Annotated in this window: 20 protein-coding genes; 12 read left to right on the top strand and 8 right to left on the bottom strand. The window is 68.1% G+C overall.

Going from position 1 to position 16,244, the window contains the following annotated elements; genetic code table 11:
- Positions 1 to 19 precede the first annotated feature (19 nt).
- Positions 20 to 640, bottom strand: a complete 621-nt coding sequence (locus OM513_RS16640; RefSeq protein ID WP_264945759.1) for a superoxide dismutase — start codon at positions 638 to 640, stop codon at positions 20 to 22.
- A 219-nt stretch (positions 641 to 859) separates the two neighbouring features.
- Here OM513_RS16640 and OM513_RS16645 point away from each other — a divergent pair, with 219 nt between their 5' ends.
- Entirely contained in the window at positions 860 to 1,420 is a 561-nt protein-coding gene (locus OM513_RS16645; RefSeq protein WP_264945760.1) for a urate hydroxylase PuuD, read from the top strand.
- Positions 1,421 to 1,465: 45 nt separating this feature from the next.
- On the opposite strand, the gene pspF is transcribed toward OM513_RS16645, so the two are convergent.
- Entirely contained in the window at positions 1,466 to 2,527 is a 1,062-nt protein-coding gene (pspF, locus tag OM513_RS16650) for a phage shock protein operon transcriptional activator (protein ID WP_264945762.1), read from the bottom strand.
- A 407-nt stretch (positions 2,528 to 2,934) separates the two neighbouring features.
- Between pspF and pspA the strand changes: the two genes are divergently transcribed.
- The 8 genes from pspA (at position 2,935) to OM513_RS16690 (ending at position 5,773) form a co-directional block, all read left to right on the top strand.
- Positions 2,935 to 3,603: a phage shock protein PspA gene (gene pspA / locus OM513_RS16655; protein ID WP_264945763.1), complete on the top strand. Its 669-nt coding sequence runs from the start codon at positions 2,935 to 2,937 to the stop codon at positions 3,601 to 3,603.
- Positions 3,604 to 3,607: 4 nt separating this feature from the next.
- Positions 3,608 to 3,874: an envelope stress response membrane protein PspB gene (gene pspB / locus OM513_RS16660; protein ID WP_264945764.1), complete on the top strand. Its 267-nt coding sequence runs from the start codon at positions 3,608 to 3,610 to the stop codon at positions 3,872 to 3,874.
- A gap of 1 nt (position 3,875) precedes the next feature.
- Positions 3,876 to 4,253, top strand: coding sequence for an envelope stress response membrane protein PspC (pspC, locus tag OM513_RS16665; RefSeq protein ID WP_264945765.1), 378 nt, complete (start codon positions 3,876 to 3,878; stop codon positions 4,251 to 4,253).
- 33 nt (positions 4,254 to 4,286) lie between these two features.
- Positions 4,287 to 4,577: a hypothetical protein gene (locus OM513_RS16670; protein ID WP_264945766.1), complete on the top strand. Its 291-nt coding sequence runs from the start codon at positions 4,287 to 4,289 to the stop codon at positions 4,575 to 4,577.
- 66 nt (positions 4,578 to 4,643) lie between these two features.
- Positions 4,644 to 4,928, top strand: coding sequence for a hypothetical protein (locus OM513_RS16675; protein WP_380916361.1), 285 nt, complete (start codon positions 4,644 to 4,646; stop codon positions 4,926 to 4,928).
- An 11-nt stretch (positions 4,929 to 4,939) separates the two neighbouring features.
- On the top strand, positions 4,940 to 5,209 hold the full coding sequence (locus OM513_RS16680) for a hypothetical protein (protein ID WP_264945768.1): 270 nt from the start codon (positions 4,940 to 4,942) through the stop codon (positions 5,207 to 5,209).
- 34 nt (positions 5,210 to 5,243) lie between these two features.
- Positions 5,244 to 5,513 (top strand): hypothetical protein, encoded by a 270-nt coding sequence (locus OM513_RS16685; protein WP_264945769.1) that lies wholly within the window; start codon positions 5,244 to 5,246, stop codon positions 5,511 to 5,513.
- A 71-nt stretch (positions 5,514 to 5,584) separates the two neighbouring features.
- The gene (locus tag OM513_RS16690) at positions 5,585 to 5,773 is read left to right on the top strand and encodes a hypothetical protein (protein WP_264945793.1); all 189 of its coding nucleotides are present in this window, start codon (positions 5,585 to 5,587) and stop codon (positions 5,771 to 5,773) included.
- A gap of 189 nt (positions 5,774 to 5,962) precedes the next feature.
- Here the strand turns inward: OM513_RS16690 and OM513_RS16695 are convergent, their stop codons facing one another.
- From OM513_RS16695 to OM513_RS16715, 5 genes are all read right to left on the bottom strand, one after another.
- Positions 5,963 to 6,898, bottom strand: coding sequence for a BKACE family enzyme (locus OM513_RS16695; RefSeq protein ID WP_264945771.1), 936 nt, complete (start codon positions 6,896 to 6,898; stop codon positions 5,963 to 5,965).
- A 10-nt stretch (positions 6,899 to 6,908) separates the two neighbouring features.
- The gene (locus OM513_RS16700; RefSeq protein ID WP_264945772.1) at positions 6,909 to 8,396 is read right to left on the bottom strand and encodes an NAD-dependent succinate-semialdehyde dehydrogenase; all 1,488 of its coding nucleotides are present in this window, start codon (positions 8,394 to 8,396) and stop codon (positions 6,909 to 6,911) included.
- Entirely contained in the window at positions 8,393 to 8,863 is a 471-nt protein-coding gene (locus OM513_RS16705; RefSeq protein ID WP_264945774.1) for a nuclear transport factor 2 family protein, read from the bottom strand. Before OM513_RS16705 ends, OM513_RS16700 begins: the two co-directional genes overlap by 4 nt.
- Before the next feature lie 437 nt (positions 8,864 to 9,300).
- Positions 9,301 to 10,323, bottom strand: coding sequence for a helix-turn-helix domain-containing protein (locus OM513_RS16710; protein WP_319951627.1), 1,023 nt, complete (start codon positions 10,321 to 10,323; stop codon positions 9,301 to 9,303).
- A gap of 87 nt (positions 10,324 to 10,410) precedes the next feature.
- A complete protein-coding gene (locus tag OM513_RS16715) occupies positions 10,411 to 11,571 on the bottom strand; it encodes an iron-containing alcohol dehydrogenase (protein WP_264945777.1) in 1,161 nt (386 codons plus the stop codon).
- Between the two features lie 213 nt (positions 11,572 to 11,784).
- Between OM513_RS16715 and OM513_RS16720 the strand changes: the two genes are divergently transcribed.
- Entirely contained in the window at positions 11,785 to 12,564 is a 780-nt protein-coding gene (locus tag OM513_RS16720) for an SDR family oxidoreductase (RefSeq protein ID WP_264945779.1), read from the top strand.
- 117 nt (positions 12,565 to 12,681) lie between these two features.
- On the opposite strand, the gene OM513_RS16725 is transcribed toward OM513_RS16720, so the two are convergent.
- A complete protein-coding gene (locus OM513_RS16725) occupies positions 12,682 to 14,580 on the bottom strand; it encodes a nuclear transport factor 2 family protein (protein ID WP_264945781.1) in 1,899 nt (632 codons plus the stop codon).
- A gap of 344 nt (positions 14,581 to 14,924) precedes the next feature.
- Here OM513_RS16725 and OM513_RS16730 point away from each other — a divergent pair, with 344 nt between their 5' ends.
- Both OM513_RS16730 and OM513_RS16735 read left to right on the top strand, forming a co-directional pair.
- Complete coding sequence (locus OM513_RS16730) at positions 14,925 to 16,088, top strand: hypothetical protein (protein WP_264945783.1); 1,164 nt, start codon at positions 14,925 to 14,927, stop codon at positions 16,086 to 16,088.
- A gap of 46 nt (positions 16,089 to 16,134) precedes the next feature.
- Positions 16,135 to 16,244 (top strand): S-adenosylmethionine synthetase N-terminal domain-containing protein (locus OM513_RS16735; protein WP_264946603.1); only part of this gene is annotated, 110 nt, incomplete at its 3' end.

The raw sequence follows: 16,244 nt of genomic DNA on the forward strand, positions 1-16,244 counted from the left end.
GGAAGGGGCCGGGGCCGGATCAGCCCTGATCGGCGCGGCTGGCGCCCTTGCCGTCCAGGTTCTGGGCAACGAAGTCCCAGTTGATCAGGTTCGCGGTCACCGCGTCCAGATAGGCCGGGCGGGCGTTGCGATAATCGACGTAATAGGCGTGCTCCCACACGTCGATCGTCAGCAGCGGCACCATGCCTTCATAGACCAGCGGCGTATCGGCATCGTGCAGCGATCCGATCTTCAGCGTGTCGCGATCCAGGATCAGCCAGCCCCAGCCGCTGGCGAAATGGTTGACCGATTCCTCCTTCAGCTTGGCGACCAGATTCTCGGTCGTGCCGAAGCTGTCGGCGATCATGTCGGCCAGCTTGCCGCTAGGCTGCTGCTTCTCGCCGGTCAGGCCCAGCCAGAAGAAGCTGTGGTTCCAGATCTGGGCGGAGTTGTTGAACAGCCCCTTGTTGCCCTTGTCCTTGGCGGCCTGGATCACCTCGGAGAGCTTGCGGCCCGCCAGGTCGGTGTTCTCGATCAAGCCGTTGGTCTTGTCGACATAGGCCTTGTGGTGCTTGCCATGGTGGAATTCCAGCGTCTCCGCGGACATGTGCGGGGCAAGCGCGTCCTTGTCGAAAGGCAGGGCGGGAAGTTCGAAGGCCATGGGAAACTCCTCTTTACCGGGGGATTGTCGACCCGGGTCGGGCGGTTCAACGAACCGCCGCCCGGATCGGTCCCGGCCCACCTAGGCCGCGCCGCAGCCGCCCGCAACGGGACGGGGGCGCAACGAATCGTTGCGCCGTGCAAATGAAAACGTGCAGAACAGCCGTTCAGGCGGCCGGCCGCTCCTGGCCGTCCAACGACAAGCAGGGGGTGCTTCGCGATGGACAAGTTCTTCGGCAATCTTCACGCGGTGCTGGCGGTGGGCCTGGCGCTGGCGATCGGACTGATGTTCGCGCCCTATTACGCGCCGCCCGGCGTGGCGATCGGGGTGTTCCAGTGGCTGCACGTGTTCTTCGGCATCGTGTGGATCGGCCTGCTCTATTATTTCAACTTCGTGCAGATCCCGACCATGCCGGAGATCCCGGCCGAGCTTAAGCCCGGCGTTTCCAAGTACATCGCGCCCAAGGCGCTGTTCTTCTTCCGCTGGGGCGCGGCCTTCACGGTGCTGACGGGCCTGATCCTCGCCTATCTGTACGGCGAGCTGCACGAGGCGCTGAAGCTGGAAGAGAGCGCGCGACTGATCGGCATCGGCATGTATCTGGCGCTGATCATGGCGTTCAACGTGTGGTTCGTGATCTGGCCGAACCAGAAGAAGGCGCTGGGCCTGGTCCCCGCCGACGACGCGGCCAAGGCCAAGGCGGCCAAGACCGCGATGATCTTCTCGCGCACCAACACGCTGCTTTCGATCCCGATGCTGCTGTGCATGGTGGCGTTCCGCTGATCGTCCAGGGGCGGGCCCGGCCCGCCCCTCACGCCCGCGTGGGCGCTATCCGCCCGCGCCCAGCAGCTCGTGGCGCTTCAGGGCGTGGCGGAGCTGATCATAGGTAAGGCCCAGCGCCTCGGCGGTGGCGCGCTGGTTGAAGCGATGCTCGGCCAGCGCGCGCGTCAGCAGCTCGCGTTCGAAATTGGCCACCCGCGTCTTGAAGTCGCGCGGGCCATCGGCCTGGGGCGCGACGAGGGTCCGGTCCGCCTCGGGCGCTTCCGGGGCGGCCCCATCCGCCGCAGCGGCCGGCGCAGCCGCGGCGGGAACGGCGCTGTGCGCCATCGGACGCGGGCGATAGGGCGACTGGAAGGGATCGAGCTCGATCGCATCCACCGGCCCCTCCTGCTCCCAGCGGTAGACGGCGCGCTCGACCACGTTGCGCAGCTCGCGCACGTTGCCCGGCCATTCATAATTGTTGAGCTGATCGAGCGCGGTCGGCCCCCAGCCGGGCCAATCGTTCCAGCCGATCTCGGCGGCCATGCGGCGGCCGAAGAAATCGGCCAGCACCTGGATGTCACTGCGGCGCGCGCGCAGCGGGGGCAGCGTCACCACCTCGAAGCTCAGCCGGTCGAGCAGGTCGGCGCGGAACTTCCCCTGCTCCACGCGCGCGGGCAGATGTTCATTGGTCGCCGCCACGATGCGCACGTCCACCTGGATCGGGCGCGAGGAACCGATGCGCGTAACCTCGCCATATTCCACCGCGCGCAGCAGGCGATCCTGCGCCGCCATCGACAGCGTGCCCAGTTCGTCGAGGAACAGCGTGCCGCCGTCGGCCTCCTCGAAACGGCCCGCCCGCGCCTTGGTGGCGCCGGTGAAGGCGCCCGCCTCATGCCCGAACAGCTCGGCCTCGATCAGCGTCTCGGGCAGCGCGGCGCAGTTCATGATGACCAGCGGCTGATCCCAGCGCGGCGACAGGCGGTGCAGGCGCTCGGCCACCAGCTCCTTGCCGGTGCCGCGCTCGCCGATCACCAGCACCGGCCGGTCCAGCCCGGCGGCGCGGCTGGCGCGTTCCAGCGCGTCGAGAAACGACGAGGATTGGCCGATGACCTGGGTGGTGCGTTCCATGCCGCGACCCTTTGGCGTATTTTCCCAACTGTTGGCAAGACTACAAATGTAATCTGAACGCCAACTGAATGGGGAATCCGCCAAAAACCGCAGAAATCAGCCATTTTTCGAAATTGGCACGCATCCTGCGAAACTGTTTGGCAAGCCCGCTGATGGGCCACCAGACAAACTCAAAGGTTCAGGACGAAGACAATGACCAACACCGCCGACAACTTCCGCAACGCCTTCTTCGCGGTCGCCTTCGCGTTCGTCGCCAGCATCACGCTGGTCGCCGGCACGGTCGCGGCGCCGCTGGCGTAAGCCGGACTTACCCGCTGGTCCGCCCCGGCCAGCGGGCCCTCCGCCGGGAGGGGGACCCCCTACCCCCTCCCGGCGGCACAGCCAAGGTTACGAAGGAGTAGAAACCGATGGGCATTTTCTCGCGTACCCGCGACATCATCGCCGCCAACGTCACCGACCTGCTCGACAAGGCGGAAGACCCGGCGAAGATGGTCCGGATGATCATCATGGAGATGGAGGAGACGCTGGTGGAAGTCCGCGCTTCCGCCGCCCGCACCATCGCCGATCAGAAGGAGATGCGCCGCCACATCGCCAAGCTGGAAAAGCTCCAGGAGAGCTGGACCGAGAAGGCGGAACTGGCGCTGAGCAAGGACCGCGAGGATCTGGCCAAGGCCGCGCTGCTGGAGAAGCAGAAGGCCGCCGACATGTGCGAGCAGCTCGAGGCCGAGATCTCGGTGCTCGACGAGGCGCTGAAGACCAGCGAGGAAGACATCGCCAAGCTGCAGACCAAGCTGCGCGAGGCGCGTGCCCGCCAGAATTCGATCGTCACCCGCCTGGAGAGCGCCAACAACCGCGCCCGCATGCGCGAGATGTACAACGGCAGCCGCACGCACGACGCCTTCTCGCGCTTCGAGATGCTGGAGCGCCGCGTGGACATGGCCGAGGGCCGCGCCGAAGCCGCCGGCCTGGGCGCGATGCCCAAGTCGCTGGAGGAGGAGATCGCCGAGCTGCGTTCGTCCGAGAAGGTCGATGCGGAGCTGGAAGCGCTGAAGAAGCGCCTCGCGAAGAAGGGCTGATCCGATGGAGGACGTATTTGTTCCCATCGTGATCGTCGGGATGCTCTTCATCGGGCTTCCCTGGGTCCTGATGCACTATATCACCAAGTGGAAGCAGGCCGCGACGATCACGGGCGAGGACGAGAAGCTGCTCGACGAGCTGCACTATCTCGCCCGCCAGCTCGAGGAGCGGCTCCAGACGGTCGAGCGGATCATCGCCGCCGACAATCCGGATTTCCGCCCCACGCACCGCTCGGAACCCGAGCCCTATGACTTCAGCCGGAGGAATTGAGATGTCCGCCAGCCGCACCCGTTTCTATCTCGACAAGCAGAATGCCAAGTGGCTGGGCGTATGCTCTGGCCTGGCGGATTACACGGGCGTCGAGGCGCTCTGGCTCCGGCTCGGCTTCGTGCTACTGACCTTCGCTATCTTCCCGCTCAATCTGATCGCCTATGTGCTGATCGCCTGGATGGCCCCGGCCCGCCCGACCGGCCTGTACCAGACGCCGGAGGATGCGAAGTTCTGGCAGGGCGTGCGTTCGAACCCGAGCCGCTCGACCGCCGAGGTCCGCTCGAAGTTCCGCGACATCGATCGCCGCCTGGCCGACATCGAGGTCTATTACACGAGCCGCAACACGCGCCTCGCCGACGAAATCGACAGCCTGCGCTGATCACGGCAGCGGCTGGCAACAGGGAGAAACACGATGGACTGGGGTGGACCCGCCTTCGTCATCGCGATCATCGCCATCTCTACCGCAGGATGGGTGATCAACAACTGGATCCGCGCCAAGCACGGCTATCCGGTGGAGAATGAGTGGAGCGGCCTTTCCTCCAAGGGCGATGGCGACGCCGATCGCAAGATCGCGCTGCTCGCCGCCGACAACGACCGGCTGAGCGGCCAGATCGCCCGGCTGGAGGAGCGGATCGCGGTGCTCGAGCGGATCGCCACCGATCCCGCCGAGCGCACCGCCCGGGCGATCGACGCACTGCGCTGATCCGGGAATTCTGAGGGGTATGAAGCAATGAACGAGAAGCTGATCTTCGTGCAGTCGATCTTCCCGATGATCGCGGTGATCGTCTCGGTCTCGATCGGCGGATGGGTGCTCACCACCTGGCTGCGCATCCGCAACGGCTATCCGCTGGACGGAAGCTGGGGGCAGGCGCTCTATCCGACCAAGAATGACGAGACGGTGGAGCGGGTGAAGCTGCTGAGCCAGGAGAACGCCCAGCTCCGCGCCGAACTGGGTTCGATCAAGGACCGGCTGGCCAATGTCGAGCGCATCGTCACCGACAGCGCGCACAGCCTGGACCGCGAGATCGAATCGCTGCGCGGCACGCGCAACTAAGGGAGGAAGCCATGCCGGTATCGGTGCTGTTTTTCTTCATGATCGTGGTCGGCATCCCCGTGATCGGCGGGATCGGCTTCGCGGCCTTCGAGCGCTGGCTGAAGCATAACGAGAAGATGGCGAACGCGCTCAACGCCGAAACCGCCGAACGGGCCGCGCAATATGCCGCCCAGGTCGAGCGGCTGGAGCAGCGGGTGCGCGTGCTGGAGCGGATCGTGACCGACCGCGGCATGGGCATCGCCGAAGAGATCGAACGGCTGCGCGAAGAGCCGCTCAACTGAGCGCCGGCGCAGCTAACAAGGGAGCGAGACGGAAATGAACCCGTTCGAAATGGTGCTGGGGATCATCATCGTGGTGACCATCGGCAGCATCCTGAAGGCCCGCTACGGCGTCCGCAAGGACGCGATGGGCAACGAATACCACGTCAACGACACCGCGACCGCCGCCGACAACGCCCGGCTGCGCGACGAGATCCGCGCGCTCAAGGAGCGGGTCCAGGTGCTCGAGCGCGTGGTAACCGACAACGAAAGCGGCGCACGCATCGATCGCGAGATCGAGAAGCTCCGCGACAAGAACAGCGTCTGACGGAGGACGATGTGACCAGCGATCCCAATCTCTACATCACCCTTTCGGTTTCGGGCCTGGCGGGCCTGGGCATGGTGACGATGGCCGGGCTGACCGGATGGCGCGAGTGGCTGTCGCTCAAGCGGCAGGAACTCGCCGAGCGGACCGTGGCGGGCGCGGACGCCCCCGCCGCCCCGCCGGTGGCCTCGCGCATCGAGATCGCCGACCTGAAGGAACGCATCCGCAAGCTGGAGGCCATCGCCGCGGGCGTGGACCTCTGATCCCCCCGCCCCCGGCCGCGCGCCGGGGGCCGGGGCGGCCCGCCGCACGGCCAGGGCGGAACCGCCCCTAGAGCGATTTCCAGGCAGGTGGAATCACCTGCCGGTTCGGAAATCGCGTGCCGGTTCGGAAATCGCGGCAAACAAAGGAAAATAGAGCGGAGATCCGGCGCAGCCGGATCGAAAACCGCTCTAGAAACCCACCTGGTCGCCGCCCTTCAGGCCCAGCATCGCGCGCGCCTCGTCCGGGGTGGCGACGGGGCGGCCCAGCTCTTCCAGGATCGTGCGGATCTTGCGCACCTGATCGGCATTGCTGCGGGCCAGCTCGCCCGCGCCGATATACAGGCTGTCCTCCAGCCCGACGCGGACGTTGCCGCCCAGCAGCGCCGATTGCGTGCAGAAGGCCATCTGGTTCTTCCCCGCGGCAAAGGCGGAGAAGACATAATCCTCGCCGAACAGGCTGTCGGCGATGGTGACCATGTGGCTCAGGTTGCGCGGATCGGCGCCGATGCCGCCCAGGATGCCGAACACGCCCTGGATCAGGAACGGCGGCTCGATCAGCTTGCGGTCGGCGAAATGGGCCAGCGTGTAGAGATGGCCGATGTCATAGCATTCGAACTCGAAGCGCGTGCCCAGATCCTGGCCCACCTCGCGCATGATGCGTTCGATATAGCCGTTGTCGTTGTACATGATCCGGTCGCGCGCGCCCTCGACATAGGGGCGCTCCCAGGGGTGCTGCCATTGCTGCACCCGCGCCGCGGCGCCCGAAAAGTCGAAGATCAGCGGCCCCATGTTGAGCGAGGCCAGCTCGGGCCGCGCCGCCTTGGCCCCCTCCAGCCGGGCGTCGAGCGACATGGTCGCGCTGCCGCCGGTGGAGATGTTGATCACCGCGCCGGTGGATTGCTTGATCCGCGGGAGGAAGGCCATGAAATGCTCGGCCGCCGGGCTGGGGCTGCCGTCGATCGGATCGCGCGCGTGCAGGTGGAGGATCGCCGCCCCCGCCTCCGCCGCGCCGATCGCGGCCTCGGCGATCTCGTCCGGCGTCACCGGCAGGTGCGGCGACATCGAGGGCGTGTGGATCGATCCCGTGGGCGCGCAGGTGATGATCACCTTGCCTGGCTTGCGCATGGCCTTCTCCTCAAAGCCCTGCGTGGCAGAGATATTTCATGTTGAGATATTCGGCGAGGCCGTGGCGCGAGCCCTCGCGCCCCAGCCCGGACATCTTCACGCCGCCGAACGGCACCACCGCGGTGGAGATCAGCCCGGTGTTGATGCCCACCATGCCGCTTTCGATGTCGCGGCCGACGCGCGCGATCGTGGCGGGATCGGACGAGCACATATAGGCCGCCAGTCCGAACGGTGTGGCGTTGGCCAGCGCCACGCCCTGTTCGATCGTGTCGAACGGGATCACCCCGGCCAGCGGGCCGAAGGTCTCCTCGCGCGTCAGCAGCGCATCGGCGGCCACGTCGCGCACCAGCGTGGGGGGCATCAGCCGCCCGCCCGCCGCCTTGCCGCCGATCAGCAGCTTGCCGCCGCCGGCCACGGCCTCGTCCAGATGCTCCTCCACCTTGGCCACGCCGGGCAGGTCGATCAGCGGGCCGATGTCGGTCGCCTCGTCGAATCCGTCGCCGAAGCGCATCCGCGCGATCCGCGCGGTGAGCGCGATCAGGAAGGTCTCATAGATGCCGCGCTGCACATAGATGCGGTTCGCCGCGACGCAGCTCTGGCCCGAATTGCGGAACTTGGCGACCATCGCGGTATCCAGCGCGGCATCCAGATCGGCATTGTCGAACACCAGCAGCGGCGCGTTGCCGCCCAGCTCCAGCGAAAGCCGCTTTATCTGCGCGGCGGAGGCCTGCATCAGTTGCGCGCCGATCTCGGTCGATCCGGTGAAGCTGATCTTGCGCACCACCGGCGATGCGGTGAGCAGATCGCCGATCATGCTGGCCTTGCCGGTGATGACGTTCAGCACGCCGCGCGGCAGCCCCGCCTCCTCCGCCAGCACCGCCAGCGCCAGCGCGGCGAGCGGGGTCTGGCTGGCCGGCTTGGCGACCATCGTGCAGCCCGCGGCAAAGGCGGGCGCGGCCTTGCGCGTGAGCATCGCGAGCGGGAAGTTCCACGGCGTGATCGCGGCGCAGACGCCCACCGGCTCATGCTCCACCATCAGCCGGCGGCCGGGCACGTTGGCGGGGATCGTCTCGCCGAAGATGCGCCCCGCCTCCTCGGCATAGAATTCGATGAAGCCGGCGCCATAGGCCACCTCGGCCCGCGCCTCGCGGATCGGCTTGCCGTTCTCCAGCGTGATCAGGCGGGCAAGGTCCTCCTGATGCGCCATCACCAGATCGTACCAGCGGCGCAGGATCGCGCCGCGCGTCCGCGCCAGCTCGCGCGACCAGGCGGGGAAGGCACGTTCCGCCGCGTCGATCGCCGCCTGGCATTCCCCGCGCGCGAGCGAGGGCACGCTGCCGATGACCGCGCCGGTGAACGGATCGTCGACCGCGATCGTCAGGCCCGACGCGGCGGATATCCAGGCGCCGTCGACATAGGCCTGGCCGCGATGCAGGTCCGCCCGCGCGAGCGCGCCGCGAACGGCTGCGGCGGGCTCGGCGGTGGCGGCGCCGCTCATTTGGAGTCGCCGTCCAGCGTCGGGTTGGTGATCGGCACGTCGCTTTCGAACAGATGCTCGAAACGGCGATAGGTACACAGCCACTTGCCGTCGACGCGGCGGAACTTGTCGGTGGCCAGCGATACGGTGACGGGCACCTTGCTGGGCAGCGGCTTCACGCCGTTTTCGGCATAGAGGAACAGATAGTTGGTCGCCTCCGCCGTGTCCGGCCCGGTGAACCACGCGCGATAGTTGGTGAAGGCGTGGACGGCCAGCCGCGGCCCCTGGGCCACGCGCCAATCATAGAACTGCTGGATCTTGTCGCGCCCGTGATAGGAGGCGAACTGGCCGTGGAACTCGGCGTCTTCGGTATAATAGTCGGATGCGTTGCGGCCGCCGTTGGTGTCGATCTCGTGCCAGTAATGGGAGAGCTGGAGCGACAGCTCCGCATTGAGCCTGATAAGTTCGTCCGTAACCGACACACGCATCCCCTGGGTTCGTTGATTCAAGAAGGTGACGCCGTCCGGTGCCATGCGGCGGCGGCCCGGTCTTGTCCGGGGGGGAATAGACACTTGCGCTGAACGGATTAGCGGGCGGGCGATGACCGGCGGCGGCCGTGCCGGATCGCCCCCGGCGAAGGCCGCGGCACAGGCACGATTTCAGTTGGATGGCAGGCGCCCCTGGCTTCGCTTGGGCGGCCCCTCATCGATCAAAGTGAAAGCCGCACAGGGCATCGCACCCCGAATCTGAATCGCCCTCTTCGACCGTTCGCCCTGGGCGTGTCGAAGGGCAGCCATCCACGGGCGTATCGCAAGCGGTTAGGTGCCCTTCGACACGCTCAGTGCGAACGGGTCAGGTTAAAAGCACCCTGCCGCGGTCTCCCGCAACTTGAAGCGTCTCGTCCCGCGCCGGGAAAGCCGGGGCCTCAGTCGAGCGCCGTGCGCCTGTAGTCGCGCGGGGCCGCGCCGAACTGGTCGCGGAAACAGCGGGTGAAATGGGCCGCGCTGTTGAAGCCCCAGCTAAACGCGATCTCCGTCAGCGTATGGCCGTTCCAGGCGCGGTTGCGCATCTGGCGCGCGCATTCCTCCAGCCGGCGGCGCAGGATATAGGCCGACACCTTCTCGCCGGAGATCGAGAACACCGTGCGCAGATAGCGCGGCGACAGGCGGAGCGCCGCGGCGATCGAAGCCGGGGTCAGCTCCGGATCGCGCAGATTGTCCTCCACATAGCGGACGATCTCGTTGCGGCGCTGCCACAGCGTCGCCGATCCGGTGGAAACCGATTCGAAGCCCATGGTGTAGGACATCGAGATCATCTCGAGCAGGTAACGCGCGACGCGGCCCTCATAGCCCGAGAATCCCGGCTCCACCCGTTCGCTCAGCGACTGCACCATCGCCGCCAGCGTGCCCGTGAGCCCGATCGCGCGCCCGAGCTGGAGCCCGCAGAACTGCTCCGGCGTGGGCAGATATTCGCGCAGCACCTCCGAAGGCACGCGCACCATGATGGTGGTCGATACGTCGTCGGTCACGAAATGATGCGGCAGGCCGGTGTCGACCAGCACGATATCGCCTTCCGACAGCCGCGCTTCATGGCCGCAATGGTGGAAGGTGCTGCTGCCCTGCGCCTGGAGCAGGAAATTGTAGAGGCGCGGCGCATTGCGCACGATATGCCGCCGCGCGCGTTCCGCGCTGTAGTTGCAGTCCACGGAGAGCCGCGCGAGCTTTACCGGGCCGATCTGGCCGATGCGCAGCTCCGCGTCGAAGCGGTTCTGATCCGTGGTAGCGAATTCGACGTTGCTCATGCGCGAGGAATAGATCGCATTCCACGCGGCCGTGCGCCCCATTACCGGTAAACCGGCCGTGCTCAACCTCTCCATCCGGCCTTCCCTCCCTGATGCGGTCCCCGCCTCTTCCGGGCAGGTGGAACCGCTAACGCTGCACAACTCCATCTTTCCCTTGCTCACGCCGCGCGGGCTCCGTGTCAATCCATGCGCCGATCCCCCGATGGGGCATCCGCCGGGCGGGCTGCCCGGACACTATAGCGCCGCCTCGAAAATGCGCACAGCGTCCGCCCCTGTCACGGTGCGGGGGTTGCGCTCCAGCAGGCGGGTGACGGTCATCGCCGCGGCGGCCATGCGCGGGATGGCGTCGGCACCGATCCCGAACGCCGCCATGTGCCGCTGGATGCCGCAACGCTCCGCCAGCGCGACGATGCGATCGACGCCCAGCAGCGCCACCGTGCGGTCGTCGCCCGCCTCGGTAACGCCCATCGCGCGGGCGACCGCGGCATAGCGCTCCGGCGCCGCTTCCAGGTTGAAGCGCATGACGTGCGGCAGCAGCAGCGCGTTCGCCACGCCGTGCGCGATATGAAACTCGCCGCCCAAGGGATAGGCGAGCGCATGCACCGCGGCGGTGTTCACCGGCCCCAGGCACATGCCGCCGTACAGGCTGGCGAGCAGCATCGCCTCGCGCGCGGCCAGATCGTCGCCCTGGTTGCACGCACGTTCGATGCTGCCGGCGATCAGCCCGATCCCGGCCAGTGCCAGCCCGTCGGCGATCGGATGCGCGAAACGGCTGGTATAGGCCTCGATGCAATGGGTGAGCGCGTCGAAGCCGGTGGCGGCCGTCACCGCGCGCGGCATGGTGACGGTCAGCTCCGGGTCCAGATAGGCGGCGTCGGGAACCAGGTGGCGGCTGACGACGCCCTTCTTCAGATCCTCGTCCTCGTCGCCCAGGATGGCGATCGGCGTCACCTCGCTGCCCGTGCCCGCGGTGGTGGGGATGCAGGCGAGCGGCAGCGCGCGCCGTTCCAGCCGGTCCACCCCGATCACGTCGCCGATCGCCTGCGCACCGTCGAACAGCGCGGCGACCAGCTTGGCCACGTCCATCGCGCTGCCCCCGCCAAGCCCCACGACCATGTCGGCACGCGCCGCACGCGCGGCGGCCAGCGCGGCATCGAACTCGGCCAGCGTCGGCTCGCCCGCCAGGCCGTCCCAGATCGTCACGCGGACGCCCAGCGCCTCCAGCCGGGCGGCCATCGGCGCGCACAGCCCGCGCGTGGGCGGGGTGGTCACCAGGAACAGCGATGCGGCCCCCGCCGCCGCCAGATCCTCGGCGCAGCGCAGCGCCGCCCCCCTGCCGAACGTCAGCGATCCGACGTTGAAAACCGTAACCAGCCGCTGATCGAACGCCGTCATCAGGATACACCAAAGCCAAGGATATTCACGACCAGCCTAACCCCGGCCCCCACCCCCGGCTTGACCGAAGCGGCTCGCCAAGTTGAGCCGGGCAGATATATTTTCGGGCACGCCGAACATGGTTGCAAAGCCCGGAAATCCGCCATTACTGCCCCGCCCGAAGCGCCGCCGCTGGGCCGCGCGAACCATGGCAACGGGCAGGGGAATTCGCACATGACCGATCAGTTGTTCAGCGTCGCGGGCAAGACCGCGCTCGTCACCGGCGGCACCGGCGGGATCGGTCGGATGATCGCCGAGGGGTTGTGCCGCCGGGGCGCCCGCACCTGGATATCCGGCCGCGACGCGGATCGCACCGCCACCGCGGCGGCGGAGATCGCGGCTGCGACCGGCGGCGCCTGTTTCGCCGTGGCGGGCGACCTGGAGAGCGAGGACGGCCCCGCCGCACTAGCCGCCGCCTTCGCCGCGCAGGAACAGCGCCTCCACCTGCTCGTCAACAATGCGGGCGCGGGCGAGGTGAGCCCGATCGACGACACCACCGTGGCGGCGTGGGACCGGGTGATGGACACCAACCTGCGCGGCCTGTTCTTCCTGACGCAAGGCTTGCTGCCGCTGATCCGCGCCGCCGCGACGCCGGCCGATCCGGGCCGGATCATCAACATCGGATCGATCGGCGGGCTGCACATCCCCAATTGGGAATCCTTCCCCTATGGCGCGTCCAAGGCGGCGGTGCATCATCTCACCCGCGCGCTGACCAAGCGGCTGGGGCGCGATCACATCACCGTCAACGCCATCGCGCCCGGCCCCTTCCCGTCGAAGATGAACAACGTCGAATCCGAAGCGGTGAAGAAGAGCATCGCGACCTATATCCCGCTCAACCGCGCGGGAACGCCGGAGGATGCGGAGGGGCTGGTGGTCTTCCTCGCCTCGCGCGCCGGGGCCTATGTCAACGGCAGCACGATCCCGCTCGACGGCGGCTATATCGCCGCGCTTTGACGCATCCCCCCTCCTCCCCTGCCAGGGGGAGGTGGACCGGCGAAGCTGTTGGAGGCGGGAGAATTCCAGAACAGGGCGGCGCGCGTCCTCCCCCTGGCGGGGAGAATATCGCGCCGCTCAACCCCCCGCTCCATCCCCCGGAAGCTGGTAGCCATGCCGGGTCATGCTCGCGTCGGGGATCACCAGCGCGGGCACGCAATCGGGGCAATGGCGCTCGGGCACCCGGCCGCTCACCGGGTTCCGGTAGTGGAACCACATCGGCAGGATGCCCGGCCATTCGACCGGATCGCCGGTGCCGCCGCGGAAATGCCCGGCGCGGCGGCCCAGCGCGGTCATCGGCACGTCGGGCGGATAGCGTTCCAGCAGCGGACTGGGCCGGGGCTTCGCGCCGGGTTCCGCGGGCGCCACCGCCGCCCAGCCGCCGCGCCAGTCGACGGATGTGAAATAGGGCTCGTCGATCGTCAGGCTCCACAGCCGCCAGATGCCGTCCTCCAGCACCGCCTGGTCATTGGGGTACATCCCCGAATGGAAGGCGGCGGCATAGAAGGCGCCGGGGCGGCTCGGCTCCTTCCAGGTGCGCGGCTGGAACAGCCGCACGCGGATGTTCGCCGATCGCCCGTCCTCGGAGACATGGATCACCGGCTGGGTGCGCCAGTGATAGGAGATGCCCGGCCGCGTCTCGGGCGAAGCGCCCCACATCGCGTTGGCCGCGCCGTCGATCCGCGCGCGGCCGAGGTAATAGCCCGCGAAGGGCGACTGCTTGTTGCCCTTCTCCGCGAAGATCGCCGACATCTCCGTCCAGCGGAAATCGTCGAGATAATAGCCATAGGCCGACGAGACATTCTCCGCCCCGTCCCAGGCGGCGGCGCGCGCGAGCACCAGCCCGGCGGCCGCGGCACGGGCCGCGCGGGTGGCGGCGGGCACGGGCTTCGCGGGCGGATCGGCGGGGCCGGTCAAGGGCTCGGGCAAAGCGGACGGCGCAGGCATCGCGCCCCTGCCCCAGCCATCGGCGTAATCGCACTCCATCACAGGAAAGCGGCGCAACTCCTTGAGTTTCCAGATACCGTCTTCAATAACGAAGCGGTTGTCGAACACCGCCAGCGCCCAGCGGCCCCTGCCCATGCTGCCCAGCATCCCCAGCTCGATGCCGCGCGCACGCGCCTCGCCGCGCTCCGGATCGGCGCGGACGATGGTGGCGAACTGCGGCCAATCGTTGAGGTCGCCCTGCCCCAGCCCGGCCGGTCCCATCGTCTCCAGCGCGCGGCGCACCCCGTCGCGCCCGCGATGCACGCCGCCGATCTCCGCCGCGCAATCCGCCGCCAGCAGGTCGGTCACGTCATCCCACATCCGCCGGTCGACATAATAGCCGCACGCCGCCTGGAGGTTGCGCACCGCGTCCTCGGCGGCCAGCGCGGCGGCGCGGCGCTCGATCTCCGCCAGCGCGGCGCGCGCGCGCGGTGCCGGACCTTCGCGCGGGGGAAGCGGCACGCCGCAACTATCCGGGCTGAAGTGATAGGGCACGATCGGCAGGTCGGCGTCGCCGATGTTGGTCCAGCCATCGGCATAGCTGCCCTCGAACTGGGGGAAATAATGCGATCGGGCGATGCGCCAGCCGCGCCGCCCGCGGACATAGGCGTTCTCATAGATGCCGCCCTCGATCCGCGCGCCGCCCCGGCCGTCGCCCAGCAGCGAGAGGCCCATCCAGCGCCCCAGCGCGCTACGCCCGCCGGGCGAAAGGCTGACCAGCGGCTCGTCGATCAGCTCCGCATGGAGCGCGCCCGGCCCGCCGCCCCCGCGCCGCGCCAGCCAGGCGGCGGTCGCGCGGCGGCCGCGCACCTCCTCCTCGCCCCAGCGGAACACGCCCCGTTCCGCCATCAGCGCCGCCGCCGCGTCCCAGCGCCCCGCGAGCAGCAGGTGCGACCAGCGCCGCTGCAGATCCTTCACCGCGCGTACCGATTCGATGCGGTCGAGCTGGTCCGCGATCGCGTCGATCGGCCGGTGGGACGGGTTGGGCAAGCGCGCGCTCCTGCGGTTTCTGCGCGGCACCACAGGCACAGCCGGCGCCCCGCGGCAAGCGCGCCGCCGTTCCTGCGCGATCGTTGAGCCCCGCCGGTCAAGCCGCTGCTCCCGCCGCCGGACCGTTGGGCCGCGTCCCACCAAAGGCGATGGGACCGAATGTGGTATCCTTGCCGCCGCCGCCATGCACCCTTTGCGATGCGCGCCGGGCCTGCCCGGCCACGAAGCGAATACGCACGAAGGGAGAGGCAATGGTGCAGATGGAAGGCGCGACGATTGCGCGCAAAGCGGCAGGCCCGGCGGCCCCCGCGGCGGCGCCAACGGTTCCCCCCATGGTTCCCCCCATGGTTCCCGAAGCCGCCAAGGACGGCGCTCCGGCCCAGAATTTCCGCTTCTACGACAACCGTCAGAAGTATCTGATGTTCGTCAACACCTGCTCGGAGAAATGGGTGGTCGCCGATCGCGTCGCCCGCGAGCTGGACAAGCTGGAGCCCCGGCCGCCCGCCCTGCGCTTCTTCGACGCGGGCATGGGCGACGGCACGGTGCTGGCCCGGGTGATGCGCGCGATGCACCAGCGCTTTCCGCGGTTCCCCTTCCTGATCGCCGGCAAGGAGATCAGTCTGGAGGACGTCCGCCTGACGCTGGACAAGATGCCCGATCGCTTCTTCGAACATCCGGAGACCGTGCTCGCGGTGACCAACATCTCCTATGCCGAGGCGCCCTGGCTCCAGCCCGGCAAGCCCGAAGCGGCGGAGAAGCTGGTGTGGAAGGCCGTGCCGCTGCGCGGGCACACCACCGCCGAGTTCGAGCGCGAGATACTGGCGCTCCAGCCCTTCCTGGCGGAGAACTGGCGGACCAAGGTTTCCGAGAAAACCGGCAGCATGATCCCGGAAACGCCGACCGTGCTGATCCTCTATCGCGCCGATTGCGAGTTCCTGCTCAACGACGTGATCCCGCAAAAGGGCCAGGCGCGCGCCGATTACGATCTGGTGCTGGCCAGCCAGCCCTTCCGCCTGCGCGCGCCGACCGAGTTCAAGGCGCGGCGCGTGCTGGCCCCGCTGGCGCGCGCGCTGGGCGTGGGCGGGCGGCTGCTGGGCATCCATTCGGCGGGCAACGATCCGGGGCTGGAGATCGTCCAGCGCGTGTGGCCGGGCGAAGACCCCTTCACCACCTCGCGCCGCATGCTGATCGAGGCGACGCGCGACGCGCTGGGCGCCGAAGCAGCCGGTTTCCGCTTCGATGCGCTGCCCAATTCGGAGGCGCTGTTCCGCTACGAGATGCACACGCTGCCCGACGAGATCGACAGCGAGAGCGCGTCGATCGGCACCTCCACGCTGCTCGCCGCCTGGAACGCCGCCACCTATGTGGCGCAGATCGAGGACGAACGGCTGACCGCCGCCATGGCCAGCTCCGAATATCTGGAGGCCACCCGCGCGGTGCTCCGCAAGAACGGCGAGCTTTGGTTCAACGACGAAAGCTATGTGATCACGCGCCTGCGTAGCGCCTGATCCGCCTCACCCACCCCAGAAATTTATTCAAGGAATCAATCAGATGGTGCGTTCCAGCTATCTTTTCACGTCGGAGTCGGTGTCGGAGGGACATCCGGACAAGGTGTCGGACCAGATCAGCGATTCGATCGTGGACCTGTTTTTGTCGAAGGATCC

Source organism: Sphingomonas canadensis, assembly GCF_026013525.1.
Lineage (GTDB): Bacteria > Pseudomonadota > Alphaproteobacteria > Sphingomonadales > Sphingomonadaceae > Sphingomonas > Sphingomonas canadensis.

Coding starts and splice junctions, on each gene's coding strand:
- OM513_RS16640 (WP_264945759.1), bottom strand. CDS start 640: ATGGCCTTCGAACTTCCCGCCCTGCCTTTCGACAAGGACGCGCTTGCC.
- OM513_RS16645 (WP_264945760.1), top strand. CDS start 860: ATGGACAAGTTCTTCGGCAATCTTCACGCGGTGCTGGCGGTGGGCCTG.
- pspF (WP_264945762.1), bottom strand. CDS start 2,527: ATGGAACGCACCACCCAGGTCATCGGCCAATCCTCGTCGTTTCTCGAC.
- pspA (WP_264945763.1), top strand. CDS start 2,935: ATGGGCATTTTCTCGCGTACCCGCGACATCATCGCCGCCAACGTCACC.
- pspB (WP_264945764.1), top strand. CDS start 3,608: ATGGAGGACGTATTTGTTCCCATCGTGATCGTCGGGATGCTCTTCATC.
- pspC (WP_264945765.1), top strand. CDS start 3,876: ATGTCCGCCAGCCGCACCCGTTTCTATCTCGACAAGCAGAATGCCAAG.
- OM513_RS16670 (WP_264945766.1), top strand. CDS start 4,287: ATGGACTGGGGTGGACCCGCCTTCGTCATCGCGATCATCGCCATCTCT.
- OM513_RS16675 (WP_380916361.1), top strand. CDS start 4,644: ATGATCGCGGTGATCGTCTCGGTCTCGATCGGCGGATGGGTGCTCACC.
- OM513_RS16680 (WP_264945768.1), top strand. CDS start 4,940: ATGCCGGTATCGGTGCTGTTTTTCTTCATGATCGTGGTCGGCATCCCC.
- OM513_RS16685 (WP_264945769.1), top strand. CDS start 5,244: ATGAACCCGTTCGAAATGGTGCTGGGGATCATCATCGTGGTGACCATC.
- OM513_RS16690 (WP_264945793.1), top strand. CDS start 5,585: ATGGTGACGATGGCCGGGCTGACCGGATGGCGCGAGTGGCTGTCGCTC.
- OM513_RS16695 (WP_264945771.1), bottom strand. CDS start 6,898: ATGCGCAAGCCAGGCAAGGTGATCATCACCTGCGCGCCCACGGGATCG.
- OM513_RS16700 (WP_264945772.1), bottom strand. CDS start 8,396: ATGAGCGGCGCCGCCACCGCCGAGCCCGCCGCAGCCGTTCGCGGCGCG.
- OM513_RS16705 (WP_264945774.1), bottom strand. CDS start 8,863: ATGCGTGTGTCGGTTACGGACGAACTTATCAGGCTCAATGCGGAGCTG.
- OM513_RS16710 (WP_319951627.1), bottom strand. CDS start 10,323: ATGGAGTTGTGCAGCGTTAGCGGTTCCACCTGCCCGGAAGAGGCGGGG.
- OM513_RS16715 (WP_264945777.1), bottom strand. CDS start 11,571: ATGACGGCGTTCGATCAGCGGCTGGTTACGGTTTTCAACGTCGGATCG.
- OM513_RS16720 (WP_264945779.1), top strand. CDS start 11,785: ATGACCGATCAGTTGTTCAGCGTCGCGGGCAAGACCGCGCTCGTCACC.
- OM513_RS16730 (WP_264945783.1), top strand. CDS start 14,925: ATGGTTCCCGAAGCCGCCAAGGACGGCGCTCCGGCCCAGAATTTCCGC.